Annotated in this window: 11 protein-coding genes; 3 read left to right on the forward strand and 8 right to left on the reverse strand. The window is 61.0% G+C overall.

All coding sequences use genetic code 11. From position 1 onward, the window contains the following. Positions 1 to 15: 15 nt before the first annotated feature. The 5 genes from CAF65_RS16760 to speB all read right to left on the reverse strand — a co-directional run bounded on the left by CAF65_RS16760 (position 16) and on the right by speB (position 5,313). A complete protein-coding gene (locus tag CAF65_RS16760; protein ID WP_085717274.1) occupies positions 16 to 741 on the reverse strand; it encodes an MBL fold metallo-hydrolase in 726 nt (241 codons plus the stop codon). Between the two features lie 85 nt (positions 742 to 826). Then, positions 827 to 2,206, reverse strand: a complete 1,380-nt coding sequence (locus CAF65_RS16765; RefSeq protein ID WP_085717275.1) for a sodium:solute symporter — start codon at positions 2,204 to 2,206, stop codon at positions 827 to 829. 157 nt (positions 2,207 to 2,363) lie between these two features. Continuing rightward, positions 2,364 to 3,875 (reverse strand): cytosine permease, encoded by a 1,512-nt coding sequence (locus CAF65_RS16770; RefSeq protein WP_085717276.1) that lies wholly within the window; start codon positions 3,873 to 3,875, stop codon positions 2,364 to 2,366. A gap of 55 nt (positions 3,876 to 3,930) precedes the next feature. Beyond that, a complete protein-coding gene (locus CAF65_RS16775) occupies positions 3,931 to 4,353 on the reverse strand; it encodes a nuclear transport factor 2 family protein (RefSeq protein ID WP_085717277.1) in 423 nt (140 codons plus the stop codon). A gap of 9 nt (positions 4,354 to 4,362) precedes the next feature. Continuing rightward, positions 4,363 to 5,313, reverse strand: coding sequence for an agmatinase (speB, locus tag CAF65_RS16780; protein ID WP_085717278.1), 951 nt, complete (start codon positions 5,311 to 5,313; stop codon positions 4,363 to 4,365). 347 nt (positions 5,314 to 5,660) lie between these two features. On the opposite strand from speB, the gene CAF65_RS16785 reads away from it, so the two are divergent. Beyond that, entirely contained in the window at positions 5,661 to 6,554 is an 894-nt protein-coding gene (locus CAF65_RS16785; protein ID WP_007972518.1) for a LysR family transcriptional regulator, read from the forward strand. Between the two features lie 4 nt (positions 6,555 to 6,558). Next, positions 6,559 to 7,155 carry a tRNA-uridine aminocarboxypropyltransferase gene (locus CAF65_RS16790; RefSeq protein ID WP_085717279.1) on the forward strand — a complete coding sequence of 199 codons (597 nt, stop codon included), beginning with the start codon at positions 6,559 to 6,561 and terminating at the stop codon, positions 7,153 to 7,155. Positions 7,156 to 7,209: 54 nt separating this feature from the next. On the opposite strand, the gene CAF65_RS16795 is transcribed toward CAF65_RS16790, so the two are convergent. The 3 genes from CAF65_RS16795 to CAF65_RS16805 are packed head-to-tail and all read right to left on the reverse strand — an operon-like array spanning position 7,210 to position 12,109. Then, positions 7,210 to 8,565 carry an HlyD family type I secretion periplasmic adaptor subunit gene (locus CAF65_RS16795; protein ID WP_085717280.1) on the reverse strand — a complete coding sequence of 452 codons (1,356 nt, stop codon included), beginning with the start codon at positions 8,563 to 8,565 and terminating at the stop codon, positions 7,210 to 7,212. Positions 8,566 to 8,574: 9 nt separating this feature from the next. Further along, on the reverse strand, positions 8,575 to 10,734 hold the full coding sequence (locus tag CAF65_RS16800) for a type I secretion system permease/ATPase (RefSeq protein ID WP_085717281.1): 2,160 nt from the start codon (positions 10,732 to 10,734) through the stop codon (positions 8,575 to 8,577). Between the two features lie 16 nt (positions 10,735 to 10,750). Further along, positions 10,751 to 12,109, reverse strand: a complete 1,359-nt coding sequence (locus CAF65_RS16805; RefSeq protein ID WP_085717286.1) for a TolC family outer membrane protein — start codon at positions 12,107 to 12,109, stop codon at positions 10,751 to 10,753. Positions 12,110 to 12,697: 588 nt separating this feature from the next. Between CAF65_RS16805 and CAF65_RS16810 the strand changes: the two genes are divergently transcribed. Beyond that, on the forward strand, positions 12,698 to 17,767 hold a 5,070-nt coding region (locus CAF65_RS16810), incomplete at its 3' end, for a retention module-containing protein (RefSeq protein ID WP_143492124.1).

Here is a 17,767-nt window from a genome sequence, read left to right on the forward strand (position 1 = left end):
TGAGTACAGCAGGCTTCAGCCGTGTGAGCGCTGCCATTCGTCAATCATGCTGCGCAAGTGCGCCCCGGAAAAACTGCCGAAATGTCCGCCATGCACCGTACGGATCGGCAGCGCTTGCAAACGCCGCAGGCTGCGGGCGTAGTCATCGAGGTTGGAGTGGTAGGCGTCTTCGATCAGTGGGCCGTCGTAGATGATGTCGCCGCTGAACAAGGTCTCGGTGGCGGCTTCGTACAGGCAGATGCCCCCCGGCGAGTGTCCTGGCGTGTGCACGACCTGCAAGACCCGGTTGCCCAGGTCCAGCACATCTCCATCTTCGATAAACCCCGTCGCCGGTGCGGCCTTGACCCGGTATTCGGCGTAGCACAGCGGACAATCCGGGTGGGCTTCAAACATGTCGTCGCCGACAAAGGCTTTGCTCAAGTCGTTGTCGCCATCCGGTGCGGCCAGAATGTCCGCCTCGGCCGGATGCACCAGTCGTTCAGCGAACTCGTGGTGGCCGGCGATGTGATCGAAATGGCAGTGGCTGGCCACGGCCACCAGCGGCCGCTCGGTGATCCACGGCAGTTGCTCGCGCAGGCTGACCAGGCCCGAGCCGCTGTCCAGCAACAGGTCCTTGTCACGGCCCTGGATGTGCCAGAGGTTGCAGCGGTAGAAAGGCCGGATGTACGGCTCGTGGATCAAGCGGATGCCGTCGCTGAGCTGTTTGACCTCGAACCACTGATCGCGAGAAACAATCTTCATAAAGGGTTTTCTCCAGACGAAAAAAAACGGGTGTGGCAACCGACGCCACACCCGCCGAAGAAAGCATCAAGTCGTTATATTCAGCTTAGATGGCGCTTGCCACCGCAACCGGGCGGCGAGACATCAGGCTCACCACAATGAAGCTCACCAGGCCGACAACCAGGCTGTAGTAGATCGGGGTGTTGGCATCCAGACCGTCCTTGACCATGAACACCAGAGCGGTGATGAAGCCCAGGCTCATGCTGGCGATGGCGCCGGCGGTGCTGGCGCGTTTCCAGAAAATCGCACCCATCAGCGGGATCAGCATGCCGCCCACCAACAGGTTGTAAGCCAGGGTCAGAGCGCTGATCACGTCATTCACCACCAGGGCGATACCCAGCACGACAATACCGGTCAGCAGGGTCACCAGGCGGTTCAGGCCCAGGCTCGACTGCTTGCCGCCGCGCAGTTTCGGCAGCAGGTCTTCACTCAGAGTGGTGGCCGCGGCGAGCAGGCCGGCGCTGGCGGTGGACATCATGGCGGCCAGTGCGGCGGCGATGACCAGACCACGGATGCCGTCCGGCAGGGACAGTTTCACGATCGCGGCGAAAGCGTTGTTGACGTTGTCCAGATCCGGGATCAGTACGTGAGCGGCCATGCCGATCAGGGCACAAACCAGGCCGTAGACGATGCAGTACAGACCTGCGGCGGTGCCGGCGTATTGCGCGACTTTGGCAGTCTTGGCGGTGAACACCCGTTGCCAGATGTCCTGACCGATCAGGATGCCGAAGAAGTAGATCACGAAGTAGGTGATGATGGTGTCCCAGCCGATGGTGGTGAAGCTGAAGCTCGCCGCCGGCAGTTTGGCCACCAGCTCATCCCAGCCGCCGACGCGGTACAGGCAGATTGGCAACAGGATGAACATCAGGCCCACGGTCTTGATGATGAACTGGACGATATCGGTCAGGGTCAGCGACCACATGCCACCGATCGCCGAGTAGATCACTACCACGCCACCGCCAAGCAACACCGAAATCCAGAACGGCAGGCCGAACAGCACTTGCAGAACGGTGCCGATCGCCAGGATCGAAACCACGCCGATCATCAGCGCGTAGGCCAGCATGATGACCGCGCTCGCGGAGCGGGCCATCGGGTTGTAGCGTTTTTCCAGCACCTGGGTAACGGTGTAGATCTTCAGTTTCAACAGCGGTTTGGCGAGGAACAGGTTCAGTGCGACGATCCCGCAACCCAGTGCGGCGCAGAGCCAGAAACCGGAAATGCCATGCACGTAGCCCAGACGCACGGTGCCGACGGTGGACGCACCGCCCAGCACGGTAGCCGCCATGGTGCCCATGTACAGGCTCGGGCCGAGGTTACGACCGGCGACCAGAAACTCCTCGTTGGTCTTGGCCTTGCGCATGCCGTAGTAGCCGAGTATCAGCATCGCGGCTGCGTAGATGAGTACGACGAATAAATCCAAAGCCATTATGGCGTGTCTCCGATTGTCTTTTTTATGGTGAAACCAAAGCGTTTCAGTGGACTGCTTTTTGTGGGAGCGAGCCTGCTCGCGAAGGCGGTTTGTCAGTCACATCTATGTTGGATGTGCTGCAGTCTTCGCGAGCAGGCTCGCTCCCACAGGTAATTCAGGCGACTTGTCGCATCGCCGGTTTAGCGAGCGAATCCTTGCTCTTGTTGCGTGAATCATTCGGGCCGAAAACAGCGGTCGGTTCCGGGAACAGGCTCAGCAGCACCAGATACAGCACCGAAGCCAGGCCCAGGGTGATCGGCAGGCTGATATCGATACCGTCGGCGAGGTTGCCCAACGGTCCGACGAACTGCCCCGGCAGGTTCACGAAGCACAGGCCGACGGCCGCGCTCGGGATCCAGGCACCCATGCCACGCCAGTTCCAGCCGTGGTTGAACCAGTAACGACCGCCTTTTTCGCCACGGGTGAACACTTGCAGGTCATCCGGGCAGTAGAAGCCACGGCGGACCAGCAGACCGATGATCATGATCACCATCCACGGAGTGGTGCAGGTGATGATCAGCACGGCGAAGGTCGACACACTCTGCACCAGGTTCGCCGCGAAGCGCCCGATGAAGATGAAGGCAATCGACATCACACCGATCAGCAGCGTGGCCTTGACCCGCGACAGCACCCGTGGGAATACGCTGGACATGTCCAGGCCGGTGCCGTAGAGCGAAGTGGTGCCGGTGGACATGCCGCCGATCACTGCAATCAGGCACACCGGCAGGAAGAACCAGGTCGGCGATACTGCCAGCAGGCCGCCCACATAGTTGTTGGTCGCGATGTAGTCCGGTGCCTTGATCGCCACGATGGTCGCGGTGGTCAGGCCGAACAGGAACGGGATGAACGTTGCGATCTGCGAAATCACCACCGCCGCCATGATGCGAGGCTTGGAAGTATCACGCGGAATGTAGCGCGACCAGTCGCCGAGGAACGCACCGAAGGAAATCGGGTTGCTCATGGCCACCAGTGCAGCACCGATGAAGGCGGCCCAGAAACCGGGTTGGCCCATGTTGACGCTACCGGCGTAGTTCGCATCGAAAGGACCGGCGAAGGCGAAGACGCCCAGCAGGAACAGCAGGCTGGCACTCCACACCGCGATCTTGTTGACCCACAGCAGGAAGCGGAAGCCGTAGATGCACACGGTCAACACCAGAATCGCGAACAGACCGTAGGCCAGACCCAGGGTCAGGTCGGTTTCTGGCAGGCCGATCAGGCGTTTGGCACCGCCAATCAGCGCGTCACCCGAACTCCACACCGAGAGCGAGAAGAAGGCGATGGCGGTCAACAGCGACAGGAACGAACCGACGATCCGTCCGTGCACGCCGAAGTGCGCACCGGAAGACACGGCGTTGTTCGTGCCGTTGATCGGGCCGAACAGGCCCATTGGCGCGAGGATCAGCGAACCCAGCAGCACGCCCAGCACAATCGCCCAGACGCCCGCCTGGAAAGACAGGCCGAACAGCACCGGGAAACTGCCGAGCACGGCGGTGGCAAAGGTGTTGGAACCACCGAAGATCATCCGGAACAAGTCCGTCGGGCCTGCGGTGCGTTCGTTGTCCGGGATCTGTTCGACCCCGTGGGTTTCAATTTGCGTAAGGCTTTGGTCTTTGTTGTTGTTATTCATGATCAGCTCCGATCATAAAGGCGCGCTCATCGTGCGTGAGCGTCACCTGTGTTGGCTAAGGGGGTGGCAGCCCTTCCGGCATCGCGGACAAATGTTCGTGACAGGCCAGCCATCGGCCTTGTTGTTCTTGGCCAGACACTTGTTTCTTGAAAACAATCGTCTCGCGCTCCTGGCTAAAGTGCTGCTCCCCTTGCATGCGCAGCTCGGTGGCTACGTCATGGATGAAAATCGCCACGTCACCTTGCAGGCTGACGAAGGCGTTGCTCGAAATGCATGACAGCACTTCGAAGCCATCCTCGGCGCGCCAGCTGTCCCACAACGCCTGATAGGCGTCGCGTGACAGCAGGGGCTGTTCGAGGGTGTAGAAAACAAAGCTCGCATCGGCGCTGAACGCGCCGAAGTAGGCTTCGCGATCGTTACGGGCGAAGGCGGACACCAGGTCGGCGGCCGCTTTCAAGACCTGATCACGTTCGTTCATGAGCGACCCTCAGCGGTGAACCACACCTGGCAGTACGCAGAGCATTTCGTACAACAGGTTGGCGGCCAGCAGCGAGGTGTTACCCGTGGTGTCGTAAGCGGGCGAGACTTCTACCAGATCGCAACCGATCAGGTCGAGGCCCTGGCAGCCACGAACGATCTCGATGGCCTGAATGGTCGTCAGGCCGCCGATTTCCGGGGTGCCGGTGCCAGGAGCCCAGGCCGGGTCGATGCCGTCGATGTCAAAGCTCAGGTAGACAGGACCGCCACCGACTTTCTCGCGGACTTCAGCCATCAATGGCTCCAGCGATTTGTGCCAGCACTCTTCGGCCTGAACCACACGGAAGCCCTGGTTGCGGCTCCAGTTGAAGTCATCAGCGGTGTAGCCCTGGGCGCGCAGACCGATTTGCACAACACGGTCCGGATCGATCAAGCCTTCTTCGACGGCGCGACGGAAGGTCGTGCCGTGGGCGATTTTCTCGCCGAACATGTGATCGTTCACATCGGCGTGAGCATCGATGTGCACCAGACCGACTTTGCCGTGCTTTTTATGGATGGCACGCAGGATCGGCAGGGTGATGGTGTGGTCGCCGCCCAGGGTCAGGGGGATCACGTTGTGTTCGAGGATGTCGTCGTAGGCTTCTTCGATGATGCGAACGGCGTCCAGCAGGTTGAAGGTGTTGATCGCCACGTCGCCGATGTCGGCAACCGACAGCGAGTCGAACGGTGCTGCACCGGTGGCCATGTTGTAAGGGCGGATCATCACCGATTCGGTGCGGATGTCGCGAGGCCCGAAACGGGTGCCAGGGCGCAGCGAGGTACCGATGTCCAGCGGCACGCCTACGAAGGCTGCGTCCAGGCCGGCAGCAGTTTCCAGGTGGGGGAGTCGCATCATGGTGGCGATGCCGCCGAAGCGCGGCATTTCGTTGCCGCCCAGTGGTTGGTGAAGAATCTTGTCCACGGGTAGGGCCTCATCGTCGTTGTTTTATTTATTGGGTTGCACCGTTCACGGGAGTACGGGCGAACCTTGTGGCGCCGATTCTGCGAAATGTAGTGACAGGGAAGAATCGCTACGGGCAAATACTTAGTTCAGATTTTTCTAAACTAATGGATGTGACAGCGATAGACTTCACTCAAAACGCAAAACCCAATGCCAGGAACAAACCTTGTGGGAGCGAGCCTGCTCGCGGTAGCGGTGGGCCAGTCAACATTGACGTTGGCTGTATGCCCTCATCGCGAGCAGGCTCGCTCCCACAAAGATCTTCATTGACTTGAGCATTGCGCGTCACCCTGCAATCGGAGCCCGTCATGGCCAACGCTTTACCCGACCTGAAACTATTGCGCATCTTCGTCAGCGTGGTGCGACACCAGGGCTTCGCCAACGCCCAGCAGGAGCTCAATCTTTCGACGTCGGCCATCAGCACTTACATGAGCCAGCTCGAAGCGGCCCTCGGCCTGGTGCTCTGTCATCGTGGTCGTGGCGGCTTCAGCCTGACCAGCAAGGGCGAACTGTTCCATCAGGAAACCCTGCGTCTGTTGGGCGAACTCGAAGGCTTCGAGCAATACGCTGCCGCCCTCAAGGGTGAGTTGCGCGGTACCTTGAACCTTGGGGTCATCGACTCCACCGTCAGCGACAAGGCCTTGCCGTTTGCCGAAGCCATCGGTGCCTACAGCCAGGAGCACCCGGCCGTGCACTTGCACCTGTCGGTGATGAGCCCCTACGAACTGCAACTCGGGGTGCAAGACAACCGTCTCGACCTGGCCATCGGCGCGTTTTCCACGCGCATGAGCGGCCTGGTGTACATGCCGCTGTACCGTGAACAACACTGGTTGTATTGCAGCACGCGGCATCCGCTGTTCAACGAGCGGCGCATTCCCGAGCAAGTCATCACCCAGCAGCGCATGGTCGGTCGTGGCTACTGGAGCCAGGCCGAACTGGCGCGTCACGGTTTCAAGCACAGTGCCGCGACCGTGGAAAGTATGGAGGCCCAGTTGATTCTGGTGCTTTCGGGCGCTTACATCGGCTACCTGCCGGAGCACTACGCCCAGGCCTGGGCCGACAAGGGTGACTTGCGAGTGTTGCTGCCGGCGACCTTCGGTTATCAGGCGCCATTCTCGATGATCGTGCGCCGCGGCCGTAGTCGCGAGCCGCTGATCCAGACGTTCCGTGACTTGCTTAAAGCCCAACTGAATCAGGCCTGAGAAGATGTCCAGACGCCAATGCCCGCGGTGCCTGCGCCCGCAAAGCCACTGCCTGTGCCCATTGATTCCGAGCCTCGACAGCCGCACCCGCGTGTTGCTGTTGCAGCATCCGAGCGAAGTGAACCATGCACTGAATACGGCGCGGCTGGCGGCGTTGGGCCTTAACAATGCCGAGTTGATCGTCGGGGAAGTGTTCGAGGATTTACCGACGCTATTGAGCCGGCCGGGGTATCGGGCGCGCTTGTTGTTTCCCGGCGAAGAGGCGCAACCGATGCGGGCCTGTGCCGCGACAGACGAACCGTTGTTGCTGGTCGTCCCGGACGGCACCTGGCGCAAGGCGCGCAAGATGCTGCACCTCAACCCGCTGCTGGCGGCGTTGCCGAGGGTGACGCTGGCCGAGGGCGGTGTATCCCGTTATCGACTGCGCAAGGCGCCGGGACCGGGAGCGTTGTCGACGGTGGAGGCAATTGTGCAGGCGCTTGAGACCCTTGAGGCACCGACTTCCTTTGCGCCATTGCTCAGGCCGTTCGAAGCGTTGATCGAGGGGCAGATTGCGGCGATGGGGGAGGAGGTTTTTCAGCGTAATCATGGGCCGGATTAGCCGGTGTTTGCTCGCGAAAGCGGTGGAACAATCACAAGAGATCTTGAACAGTCACTACCTTTCCCGCATCGCCTCGGTCCGCGCTTTAAGCACCGGTTTAAGCAAGTAATCGAGCACCGTTTTCTCCCCGGTAATAATGTCCACCGTCGCCACCATCCCCGGGATGATCAGCAGCGGTTTCACGTCCCCGCCCAAATGGTTTTTATCAGTACGCACCTGAATCAGATAGAAGCTGTTGCCCTTGTCGTCGGTGATGGTGTCGGCGCCGATCAACTCCAGTCTGGCGCTCAGGCCACCGTAAATGGTGTAGTCGTAGGCACTGAACTTGACCATGGCTTTCTGGCCCGGATGCAGGAATGCAACGTCCTGTGGCCGCACCTTGGCTTCGATCAGCAGGTTGTCTTCCAGCGGCACGATTTCCACCATGTCACTGCCGGGCTGGACCACGCCACCGATGGTGTTGACCTTCAACACCTTGATGATGCCGTGAACCGGGGAGACCACGGTGGTGCGGGTCACGCGGTCGTCGATGGCGATGCTCGATGCCGTGATTTTCGACAGGTCGGTGCGTTTCTCGTTCAGTTCTTTGGCGGCTTCCGAACGGAAGGTCTGTTCCGACTCGTCGATCTTGCTTTTGATCTCGTTGATCGCCGATTCCGCCCGGGGAATTGCCAGGGTGGTGGCGTTCAATGAGCCGCGAATCTCCACCGCGCTACGTTTGAGGCGCAGGATTTCCACCGGTGACACCGCGCCGGTGCCCACCAGTGGTGTGGACATGTTCATCTCTTGCTGCAACAACGCCAGGCTTGAACTGAACTGCCCCTGTTTCGAACGGAACTCGGCCAGTTCCTGGGTTTTTTGCCGAAGTTGTTCGGTCAGGGTGCGCTGTTCGCTGGCCAGTCGGCGTTGCCGCTGTTCGTACAGGGAACGCTCGTCTTCAGCCACTTGCGGAGCCTTGGCGATCACTTCTTCTGACAGCTTGAATGGCCGGCCTTCGGCTTCGGCAGAAAGCCGTTCGACCTGCGCGGTCAAGGCATAACGATCGGCTTCGCTTTCGCCCTTGTTCGACAGGTAGCGGGTGTCATCCAGACGCAGCAAGGTGTCGCCCTTGTTCACCATTTGCCCTTCACGAACGAAAATTTCAGTGACGATGCCGCCCTCCAGATTCTGGATCACCTGGACTTTGCTCGACGGAATCGCCTTGCCTTCGCCCATGGTCACTTCCTGCAACACAGCGAACCTGGCCCAGAGCAGTGTGCTGACCAACAGCGCGGCGGTCAGCCACACGGTGATTCGCGACCAGCGCGGTGAGTCCTGCAACGAGGCGCCGGCGGTTTCCGGCATGAACTCGGTCTCGGCACTTTTGTTGAAACTGTCGAAGTAGCCACGGGATCCTTGATCGGCAGACATGGGCGACTCCTAGACTGCCGCAGAGCCGACACGGCCCTTGCGCAGTGCATCGATGACCGCTTCTTTCGGACCGTCGGCGACGATCCGCCCGTTGTCCAGCACCACCAGGCGATCCACCAGGCTCAGCATCGAGGTGCGGTGGGTCACCAACAGGATGGTTTTGCCCTGGACCCAGCCGTGGAGTTTTTGCCGCAGGACGTCTTCGCTGCTGTTGTCCATGGCACTGGTGGGCTCGTCGAGCAGCATGATCGGCGGGTCGAGCAACATGGCCCGGGCCATCAATACCGCCTGGCGCTGGCCGCCGGACAGCAGTTGCCCACGTTCACCCACGGGCCGGTCGAAGCCTTGCGGGTGTTGCCGGGCCAATTCGGTGACGCCGGTCATTTCCGCCACTTCGAGCATGCGTGAGTCGCTGATATAGCGCGCGCCGAGGGTCAGGTTGTCACGCAGGCTGCCGGCCAGCAGCGGCAAGTCGTGGGCGACGTAACCGATTTGATGGCGCAGGTCGGCGACGTCCAGTTGCCGCAGGTCCAGGCCATCGAGCAGCAACTGGCCTTCGTCCGGTTCATAGAACCCCATCACCAGTCGCGCCAGGGTGCTTTTGCCTGAGCCGCTGCGGCCGATGATGCCGACGCGCTCACCGGGTTTCACACTGAAGCTGATATTGGCCAGGGCGGGAGAGCTCTGGCCGTTGTAGTGGAAGGTCACGCCGACAACATCCAGCGCGCCTTGCAGTTGCGTGCGTTCCAGCGGCCGTTGTCTGGCGTCGCGTTCCTGGGGCAGGCCCATCAGTGCGTCGGTGCTTTTCATGGTCAGTTGCGCTTGCTGATAGCGCGTGATCAGTCCGGCGATTTGCCCCAGCGGCGCCAAGACCCGGCTGCCGAGCATGTAGCTGGCCACCAGGGCACCGACGCTGAGGTTGCCGGCGATGATGCTGTAGACCCCGGCAACGATGGTCGCCATGCCGGACAACTGCTGTATGAACAAGGTGCCATTGGTGGCCAGGGCCGACAGGTTGCGCGCATGGCTGTCGAGGCGGGTAAGGGCGCCGTGGGTACTTTCCCATTTGTGCTGGCGTTCGCTTTCGGCGCTGCAGGCCTTGAGGGTTTCCAGGCCACTGAGGGTTTCGATCAGCAACGCCTGGCGTTCTGCGCCGAGGCTGAGGCTTTTCTGCACGGTGTCGCGCAGGCGTACCTGGATCACCATGGCGAAGATGATGGTGATGGGAAACGCCAGTATCGGGATCACCACCAGCCAGCCTCCGAGCAGGCCGATCACCAGCAGCATCAGCAGGCAGAAGGGCAGGTCGATCAGGCTGGTGAGGGTCACGGCAGTGAGAAATTCCCGCAAGCCCTGGAAGTCATGAATGCTTTGGGCAAAGCCCCCGATGGTCGCCGGTCGCGCTTTCATTGCCATGCCGGTGATGCGCTCAAACAGGGTGGCGGACAGGATCACGTCGGTTTTCTTGCCGGCAGTATCCAGCAAGTGCGCGCGCACGACCCGCAGTACCAGTTCGAAAGCAGTGCCGATCAGCAGACCGATCGCCAGCACCCACAAGGTCGAAGTGGCCTGGTTCGGCACCACGCGGTCGTAGGTCTGCATCACGAACAGCGGCACCATCAGTCCCAGCAGGTTGATCAGGAAACTCGCCAGAATCGCGTCGCCATACAGCCATTTCGACAGCTTCAGCGTATCGCGAAACCAGGCCTTTACCCGAGGCACCAGCGGCGAGCGCAAGTCTTCGAGTTCGTGGCGTGGGCGGGCAAACAGCGCCTGGCCACTGTAGTGTTCGGCCAGCTCCTCAGGGCTGAGCCATTGTTCGCCGCCGTCGGCTTCGCTGGGCAGGATCAGCACCTTGCCGTCCTCGCCATAACGGCGCAGGACGGCCGTGCGGCCGTTGTTGAGCAACATCAGCACGGGCAGGTTGAGCGGGGAGATGTCCTTGAGGTCGCGGCGCAGCAAGCGCGCCTGCAAACCGGCCCGGGCCGCTGCACGGGGTAGCAGGTCCAGGCTCAGGCGTTGGTGTGCCATGGGGAGCCCGGCACTCAGGCTGGCGCGACTGACCGTCGCGCCGTGGAGTTTGCAGAGGATCAACAGACCATCCAGAAGCGGGTCATCGAAGCTCAGGCGTGGATCGACACCGGTGTTGCCGGTCTCCATGCTGGTCATTGAACCCTCCTGTGCACTACTTCATTTCAGGCAGACGCGCTTCGTTTTTCACTTCGGTCTGGGCAATCGCGTCGGCGGGCAGGACGACGCGTTGTTTGCTCAACAACTGGCCCATGTTCGCCAAAACGCGGTACATCGAAAACTCTTCCGTGTAGCGCACCTCGGTGTAGCGACGGTTGGCGTTGTAGAGTTCGTTTTCACTGTCGAGCAGGTCAAGCAGGGTCCGTTGACCGAGGCCGAACTGATCCTGGTAGGCAATGCGTACGCGCTTGCTGGTGTCGGCGTATTCACGGGCGGTCGGGATTTGTTTCTTGGCATTGACCATGGCGTTCCAGGCCAGGTGAATGTTCTCGTTGAGCTGGCGCAGGGCATTGTTACGGATGTCCATGGCCTGGTTGATCTTGTGCGAGTCGGAGGCCAGGCGCGCCTTGTCGCTGCCGCCGCGGAACAGGTTGTAGTTCATGATCACGCCGACCCGCCATTCGTTGTCGTGGCCTTCGTCACCCTGCACGTTGTTGTTCGCGCCCACTGCCGCCTCGGCGTCGAAGCGCGGGTAGAACGGCGACTTGGCGACTTCGTACTGGCTTTCGGCCGATTGCACGTCAGCCTGGGCGGATTTCAGGTAAGGGTTGTTTTCCACCATGCTCTGCTGGGCTTCGGGCAGGGAGGCAGGGACTTCGCCGCGAATCGATGGCGGGGTTTCGAGTTCATCGGGCATACGCCCTACAACGGCGTAAAAGTTTGACTCGGCGTCAGCCAGATCCACTTCGGCGGTATCCAGGTTGTTTTCTGCCAGTGCCCGGCGAGCCGTGGACTGGTCGGCATCGGCGTTGCTGCCCACGCCGCGCTGGGTGCGCAGGCCGATCTGGTCGTTGACCCGCAAGTGCGCTTGCAGGTTGTTTTTGGCCAGTGTCACCAGTTCGCGGCGCTTGAGCACTTCGAGGTAAACCTCGGTGGTGCGCAGGGCCAGATCCTGAGCCGTACCCTGAGCGTAATAGGCTCGCGAGTTGACCACGCCCTGGGTGCGTCCGACTTCATTGGCGGTGCTGAATCCGTCAAAGAGCATTTGCCGCAGGCGCAATTCCGACTGGGTGTAGTTGAGGGTTTCGGTGTGGTGATTGCCGAACGCCCGGGTATTGGTGTTATCGCTATACGCGCGCCCGTAGGCGGCGTTCAGATCGACCGATGGATAAAAGCCCCCTTTGGCGACCTTCACGTCCTCATCCGCCGACAGGCGGCTGTCCACCCGTGATGCCAGCTCCGGGTGGGTCGCGATGGTGCTCTGGATCGCTTCGGTCAGCGTCATGGCCTGAGCCTGGGACGAACAGGCCATGGCCAAGAGAACCGCGCTGCAGAGGGGGGTTAATAGGCGCATGTACATCTCCCTGATTTCCTGATGGTGCTTATTGGTCGCCAATTATTTGACGATATTTCTAGGTGAAGTTGTTTCACGTCTTTAACAAAAGAGCTAAGAACATTCTGGAGCGTAGCTAAGAAATTTTTCTCATAACGGCTATGCAAAAAAAAACTTATGCGCTATGCAAAATCCAGCACATTGTTCAACTCGAAAGCCCTTGTTTTATGGGCGCTAGGGCGCTTGTCGGGGTTTGAAGAAAATTCCAATCCACTTATCGACATAGAGCGGAGAGGTGCTGGAGGGGAGGGACGCGAGCGATCTGGTGGCGACGGTTTTTTGTCACTTGAGTGATTCAGGATCGCTACGCATCGCTCACAGGCAACGTTGTTGCGCGCAGGGATCCGATGCCATTGATTGCAGAGGGTTTTTCCCTAAGTCGTAAACAGCGCCGTGAGCGACTGGCTGGGCGAGATCGTTGCCAGGGCCACGGCTTACTCAAGTAAACCGGCCCCCTTGACACGATTCGCCAGGCGACCCGCTTGAGCCATGAGCACGTTCTTCGCACAAACAAGCTGCCGACGGCGGTTGGCAGCGGAGGAAGTGCACATGGCTACGCTCATCGGTATCGTCAGTAAGGTCATCGGTCAGGTGTTCGCGGTCGCGAGCGACGGCACCCGGCGTGCTTTGGTCGAGGGGGACCGGCTGTTCGCCGGCGACCAACTGAGCACCGGCGCTGAGGGCGCGGTGGCGGTACACCTGCAAAATGGCCAGGAGCTGACCCTTGGGCGCGGCAGCAGCATGCAGATGACACCGCAGCTGCTCGCCAATCAGATTCCCCATGTGGTCTCGCATGAAGCGGTAACGCCGAGCGAAGCGCAGCTGACGGACGTCGAACAACTGCAAAAAGCCATTGCAGCGGGTGACGACCCGACCCAAACCGCTGAAGCCACCGCTGCGGGACCTGCCACGACTACCGGTGTACCGGGCGGCATCCAGGGCAGTGGTCATAGTTTCGTCATGCTCGAAGAAGTGGGCGGGCGAGTCGAGCCAACCATTGGCTTCCCCACTGCCGGTTTCAATGGCATTCCCGAACTTCCTGAAGAACGCCTGAACGCTAATCCGGGCAACAACGTTGTAGCGGTCGCTGCCCCTGTGGTGCCGCCGGTGGTTGCGCAAACGCCGAACAATCCGGTCACCTTCGAAGGCCTGTCGGAGCAGAACGGCGAGCGGAGCGTCAATGAAGCCAACCTGGCCGACGGTTCGGCGAGAAACGAAGGCTCGCTGACGCGAAGCGGCACCTTCACCATCAATGCGCCAGACGGGCTGACCAGCCTCAGCATCGGCGCAATCAACGTGATCAGCGGCGGTGTGGCGACAGGTTTTGCGCAGTCGATGACCACCTCTCTGGGCAGTACCTTGACCTTCACCGGTTACAACCCGGCCACGGGCGTGGTCAGTTACAGCTACACCCTCAACCGTGCCGAAATCCATGCAAGCGGCGAGGGGGCCAATAGTCTTGCCGAGCACGTCACCGTGGTGGCCATCGACAGCAATGGCGACAGCGCTACCGGTACGCTGGATATCAGCATCATCGACGACGTGCCCAAAGCAGTAGATGACAACAATGGCATCGCCTCGGAGACCCTGCTGACCCTCAACGGCAATGTACTGAGCAACGACGTACAAGGCGCCGACCGGGTGCCGGTCAGTGAAAACAGCGGACCGATTACTCCTGGCACCTTTACCGGGACTTACGGCACCCTGGTGCTGAATGCCAACGGCACCTACACCTATACGCTGAACACCAGCGACGCTGACTTCAAGGCGTTGCACGGCGGCGGTAACGGCACCGAAACCTTCAGCTACACCCTCACCGATGCGGACGGCGACAGCAGCACTGCGAACCTGGTGCTGGATATCCACAACAACGATGACCCGATCACGATTGGCGGATTGAACGCTGAGGGCAGCGAGTTGACCGTCTTCGAGAAAAACCTCAGCGACGGCAGCGCACCGGATGCCACGGCGCTGACCCAGAGCGGGACGTTTACCGTGACCGCGCTGGACGGCGTCACGAGCCTGACCGTGGGCGGCATCGCCGTGGTCACCGCGGGTGTGGCCGCGGGCTTCCCGCAATCGATCATCACGCCGCTGGGTAGCACCCTGACCATCACCGGGTTCAACGCGGCGACTGGTGTCGTGAGCTACAGCTACACGCTGGTCGATAACGAAGCCCATCCAACTGCCAACGGCGCCAACACCCTGCCTGAGCAGTTCGCCGTGACCGTGGTCGACGACAACGGCACCACTACGACCGGTTCACTGGACGTCAGCATCGTCGACGACTTGCCGAAGGGCGTGGATGACAGCAATGCTTCGACGGCTTCGGAAAACCTGCTGACCCTCAATGGCAATGTGCTGAGCAACGACGTGCAAGGTGCCGACCGGGTGACGGTTGGGGAAAACAGCGGACCGATCACCCCCGGCACTTTCACCGGCACCTACGGCACCCTGGTGCTGAATGCCAATGGCACCTACACCTACACCCTCAACACCAGTGATGCCGATTTCAAAGCGTTGCACGGTGGTGGCAACGGCAGTGAAACCTTCACCTACACCCTCACCGATGCCGACGGCGACAGCAGCACCGCGAATCTGGTGCTGCAAATCCACAACAACGACGACCCGGTGACGGTCGGCGGTTTGAACGTCGAGGGCGGCGAGTTGACCGTCTTCGAGAAAAACCTCAGCGACGGCAGTGCACCGGATGCCACGGCGCTGACCCAGAGCGGCACCTTTACCGTGACCGCGCTGGACGGCGTCACGAGCCTGAGCGTCGGCGGCATCGCCGTGGTCACTGGCGGTGTGGCCGCGGGCTTCCCGCAATCGATTACCACGCCATTGGGCAGTACGCTGACCATCACCGGCTTCAACGCGGCGACCGGTGTCGTGAGCTACAGCTACACCCTCAACGATAACGAAGCGCATCCGACCGCCAACGGCGCCAATAGCCTGCCTGAACAGTTCACCGTGACTGTGGTCGACGACAACGGCACCACCGCGACCGGCTCACTCGACGTCAGCATCGTCGACGACCTGCCGAAGGGCGTGGACGACAGCAACGCCAGTACCGCCTCGGAAACCTTGCTGACCCTTACTGGCAATGTGTTGAGCAACGACGTGCAAGGCGCTGACCGGGTGACGCTCGGAGAAAACGCCGGCCCGATCACCCCCGGCACTTTCACCGGCATCTACGGCACCCTGGTGCTGAATGCCAATGGCACCTACACCTACACCCTCAACACCAGTGATGCCGATTTCAAGGCCTTGCACGGCGGTGGCGATGGCAGCGAAACCTTCACCTACACCCTCACCGATGCCGACGGCGACAGCAGTACCGCGAACCTGGTGCTGCAAATCCACAACAACGACGACCCGGTGACGGTCGGCGGTTTGAACGTCGAGGGCGGCGAGTTGACCGTCTTCGAGAAAAACCTCAGCGACGGCAGTGCACCGGATGCCACGGCGCTGACCCAGAGCGGCACCTTTACCGTGACCGCGCTGGACGGCGTCACGAGCCTGAGCGTCGGCGGCATCGCCGTGGTCACTGGCGGTGTGGCCGCGGGCTTCCCGCAATCGATTACCACGCCATTGGGCAGTACGCTGACCATCACCGGGTTCAATGCGGCGACCGGTGTCGTGAGCTACAGCTACACCCTCAACGATAACGAAGCGCATCCGACCGGCAACGGCGCCAATACTCTGCCTGAGCAGTTCGCCGTGACCGTGGTCGACGACAATGGCACCACCGCCACCGGCTCGCTGGACGTCAATATCGTCGACGACCTACCCAAAGGCGTGTACGACAGCAATGCTTCAACGGCCTCGGAAACCTTGCTGACCCTTACTGGCAATGTGTTGAGCAACGACGTGCAAGGCGCCGACCGGGTAACGCTCGGAGAAAACGCCGGCCCGATCACCCCCGGCACGTTCACCGGCACCTACGGCACCCTGGTGCTCAACGCCAACGGCACTTACACCTACACCCTCAACACCAGTGATGCGGATTTCAAGGCATTGCACGGCGGTGGCTACGGTAGCGAAACCTTCACCTACAACCTCACCGATGCCGACGGCGACACCAGCACCGCGAATCTGGTGCTGAACGTCTACAACAACGATGATCCGGTGGTCCTCAACGGCCTCAACGTGTATGGCGGCGAGTTGACCGTCTACGAGAAAAACCTCAGTGATGGCAGCAACCCCAACACACCGGCCCTGACCCAGAGCAGCACCTTCACGGTGACTGCCCTCGATGGCCTGCAAACCCTGACCGTCGGCGGCATCGCCGTGGTCACCGCTGGCGTGGCCGCCAGCTTCCCGCAATCGATCATCACGCCATTGGGCAGCACGCTGACCATCACCGGGTTTAACGCGGCGACCGGCGTCATAAGCTACAGCTACACCCTCAACGATAACGAAGCCCATCCAGCGGCCAACGGCGCCAACAGCCTGACCGAGAACTTCAACGTCGTGGCCACCGATTCGGACGGCGACAGTTCAACCGGGCAGATCAACGTCAACATCGTCGACGACCTGCCGAAGGGCGTGTACGACAGCAACGCTTCAACGGCCTCGGAAACTCTGCTGACCCTCAACGGCAACGTGCTGAGCAACGACGTACAAGGCGCCGACCGGGTAACGCTCGGCGAAAATGCCGGCCCGATCACCCCCGGCACGTTCACCGGCATCTACGGCACCCTGGTGCTGAATGCCAATGGCACCTACACCTATACGCTGAACCCCAACGACACGGACTTCAAAGCCCTGCACGGCGGTGGCGATGGCAGCGAAACCTTCACCTACACCATCACCGATGCGGACGGCGACAGCAGCACGGCCAACCTCGTGCTGCAGATCCACAACAATGATGACTCGATCACGATTGACGGTTTGAACGTCGAGGGCGGCGAACTCACCGTCTTCGAAAAAAACCTCAGTGACGGCAGCAACCCGGACGCACCGGCCCTGACCCAGAGCGGCACGTTTACCGTGACCGCGCTGGACGGTGTCACCACCCTGAGCGTCGGCGGCATCGCCGTGGTCAGCGGCGGCGTGGCCGCGGGCTTCCCGCAATCAATCACCACCCCGTTGGGCAGCACGCTGACCATCACCGGCTTCAATGCGGCGACCGGCGTGGTCAGCTACAGCTACACGCTCAACGATAACGAAGCGCACCCGACCGCCAACGGCGCCAATAGCCTGCCTGAGCAGTTCGCCGTGACTGTGGTCGACAACAACGGCACCACCGCCACCGGTTCACTGGACGTGAACATCGTCGACGACCTTCCAAAAGGCGTGGACGACAGCAATGCTTCAACGGCCTCGGAAACCCTGCTGACCCTCACTGGCAATGTGCTGAGCAACGACGTGCAAGGCGCTGACCACGTGACGCTTGGCGCAAACGCCGGCCCGATCACCCCCGGCACTTTCACCGGCACCTACGGCACCCTGGTGTTGAATGCCAACGGCACTTACACCTATACGCTGAACCCCAACGACACGGACTTCAAAGCATTGCACGGCGGTGGCAACGGCAGTGAAACCTTCACCTACACCCTCACCGATGCGGACGGCGACAGCAGTACCGCGAACCTGGTGCTGAATGTCTACAAC

The sequence above is a fragment of the Pseudomonas sp. B28(2017) genome (genome assembly GCF_002113025.1).
Lineage (GTDB): Bacteria > Pseudomonadota > Gammaproteobacteria > Pseudomonadales > Pseudomonadaceae > Aquipseudomonas.

Excerpts from the sequence above, each read along its gene's own strand:
- CAF65_RS16800 (WP_085717281.1), bottom strand. The coding sequence starts at position 10,734 with ATGACCAGCATGGAGACCGGCAACACCGGTGTCGATCCACGCCTGAGC.
- CAF65_RS16790 (WP_085717279.1), top strand. The coding sequence starts at position 6,559 with ATGTCCAGACGCCAATGCCCGCGGTGCCTGCGCCCGCAAAGCCACTGC.
- CAF65_RS16785 (WP_007972518.1), top strand. The coding sequence starts at position 5,661 with ATGGCCAACGCTTTACCCGACCTGAAACTATTGCGCATCTTCGTCAGC.
- CAF65_RS16760 (WP_085717274.1), bottom strand. The coding sequence starts at position 741 with ATGAAGATTGTTTCTCGCGATCAGTGGTTCGAGGTCAAACAGCTCAGC.
- CAF65_RS16805 (WP_085717286.1), bottom strand. The coding sequence starts at position 12,109 with ATGCGCCTATTAACCCCCCTCTGCAGCGCGGTTCTCTTGGCCATGGCC.
- CAF65_RS16795 (WP_085717280.1), bottom strand. The coding sequence starts at position 8,565 with ATGTCTGCCGATCAAGGATCCCGTGGCTACTTCGACAGTTTCAACAAA.
- CAF65_RS16770 (WP_085717276.1), bottom strand. The coding sequence starts at position 3,875 with ATGAATAACAACAACAAAGACCAAAGCCTTACGCAAATTGAAACCCAC.
- CAF65_RS16775 (WP_085717277.1), bottom strand. The coding sequence starts at position 4,353 with ATGAACGAACGTGATCAGGTCTTGAAAGCGGCCGCCGACCTGGTGTCC.
- CAF65_RS16765 (WP_085717275.1), bottom strand. The coding sequence starts at position 2,206 with ATGGCTTTGGATTTATTCGTCGTACTCATCTACGCAGCCGCGATGCTG.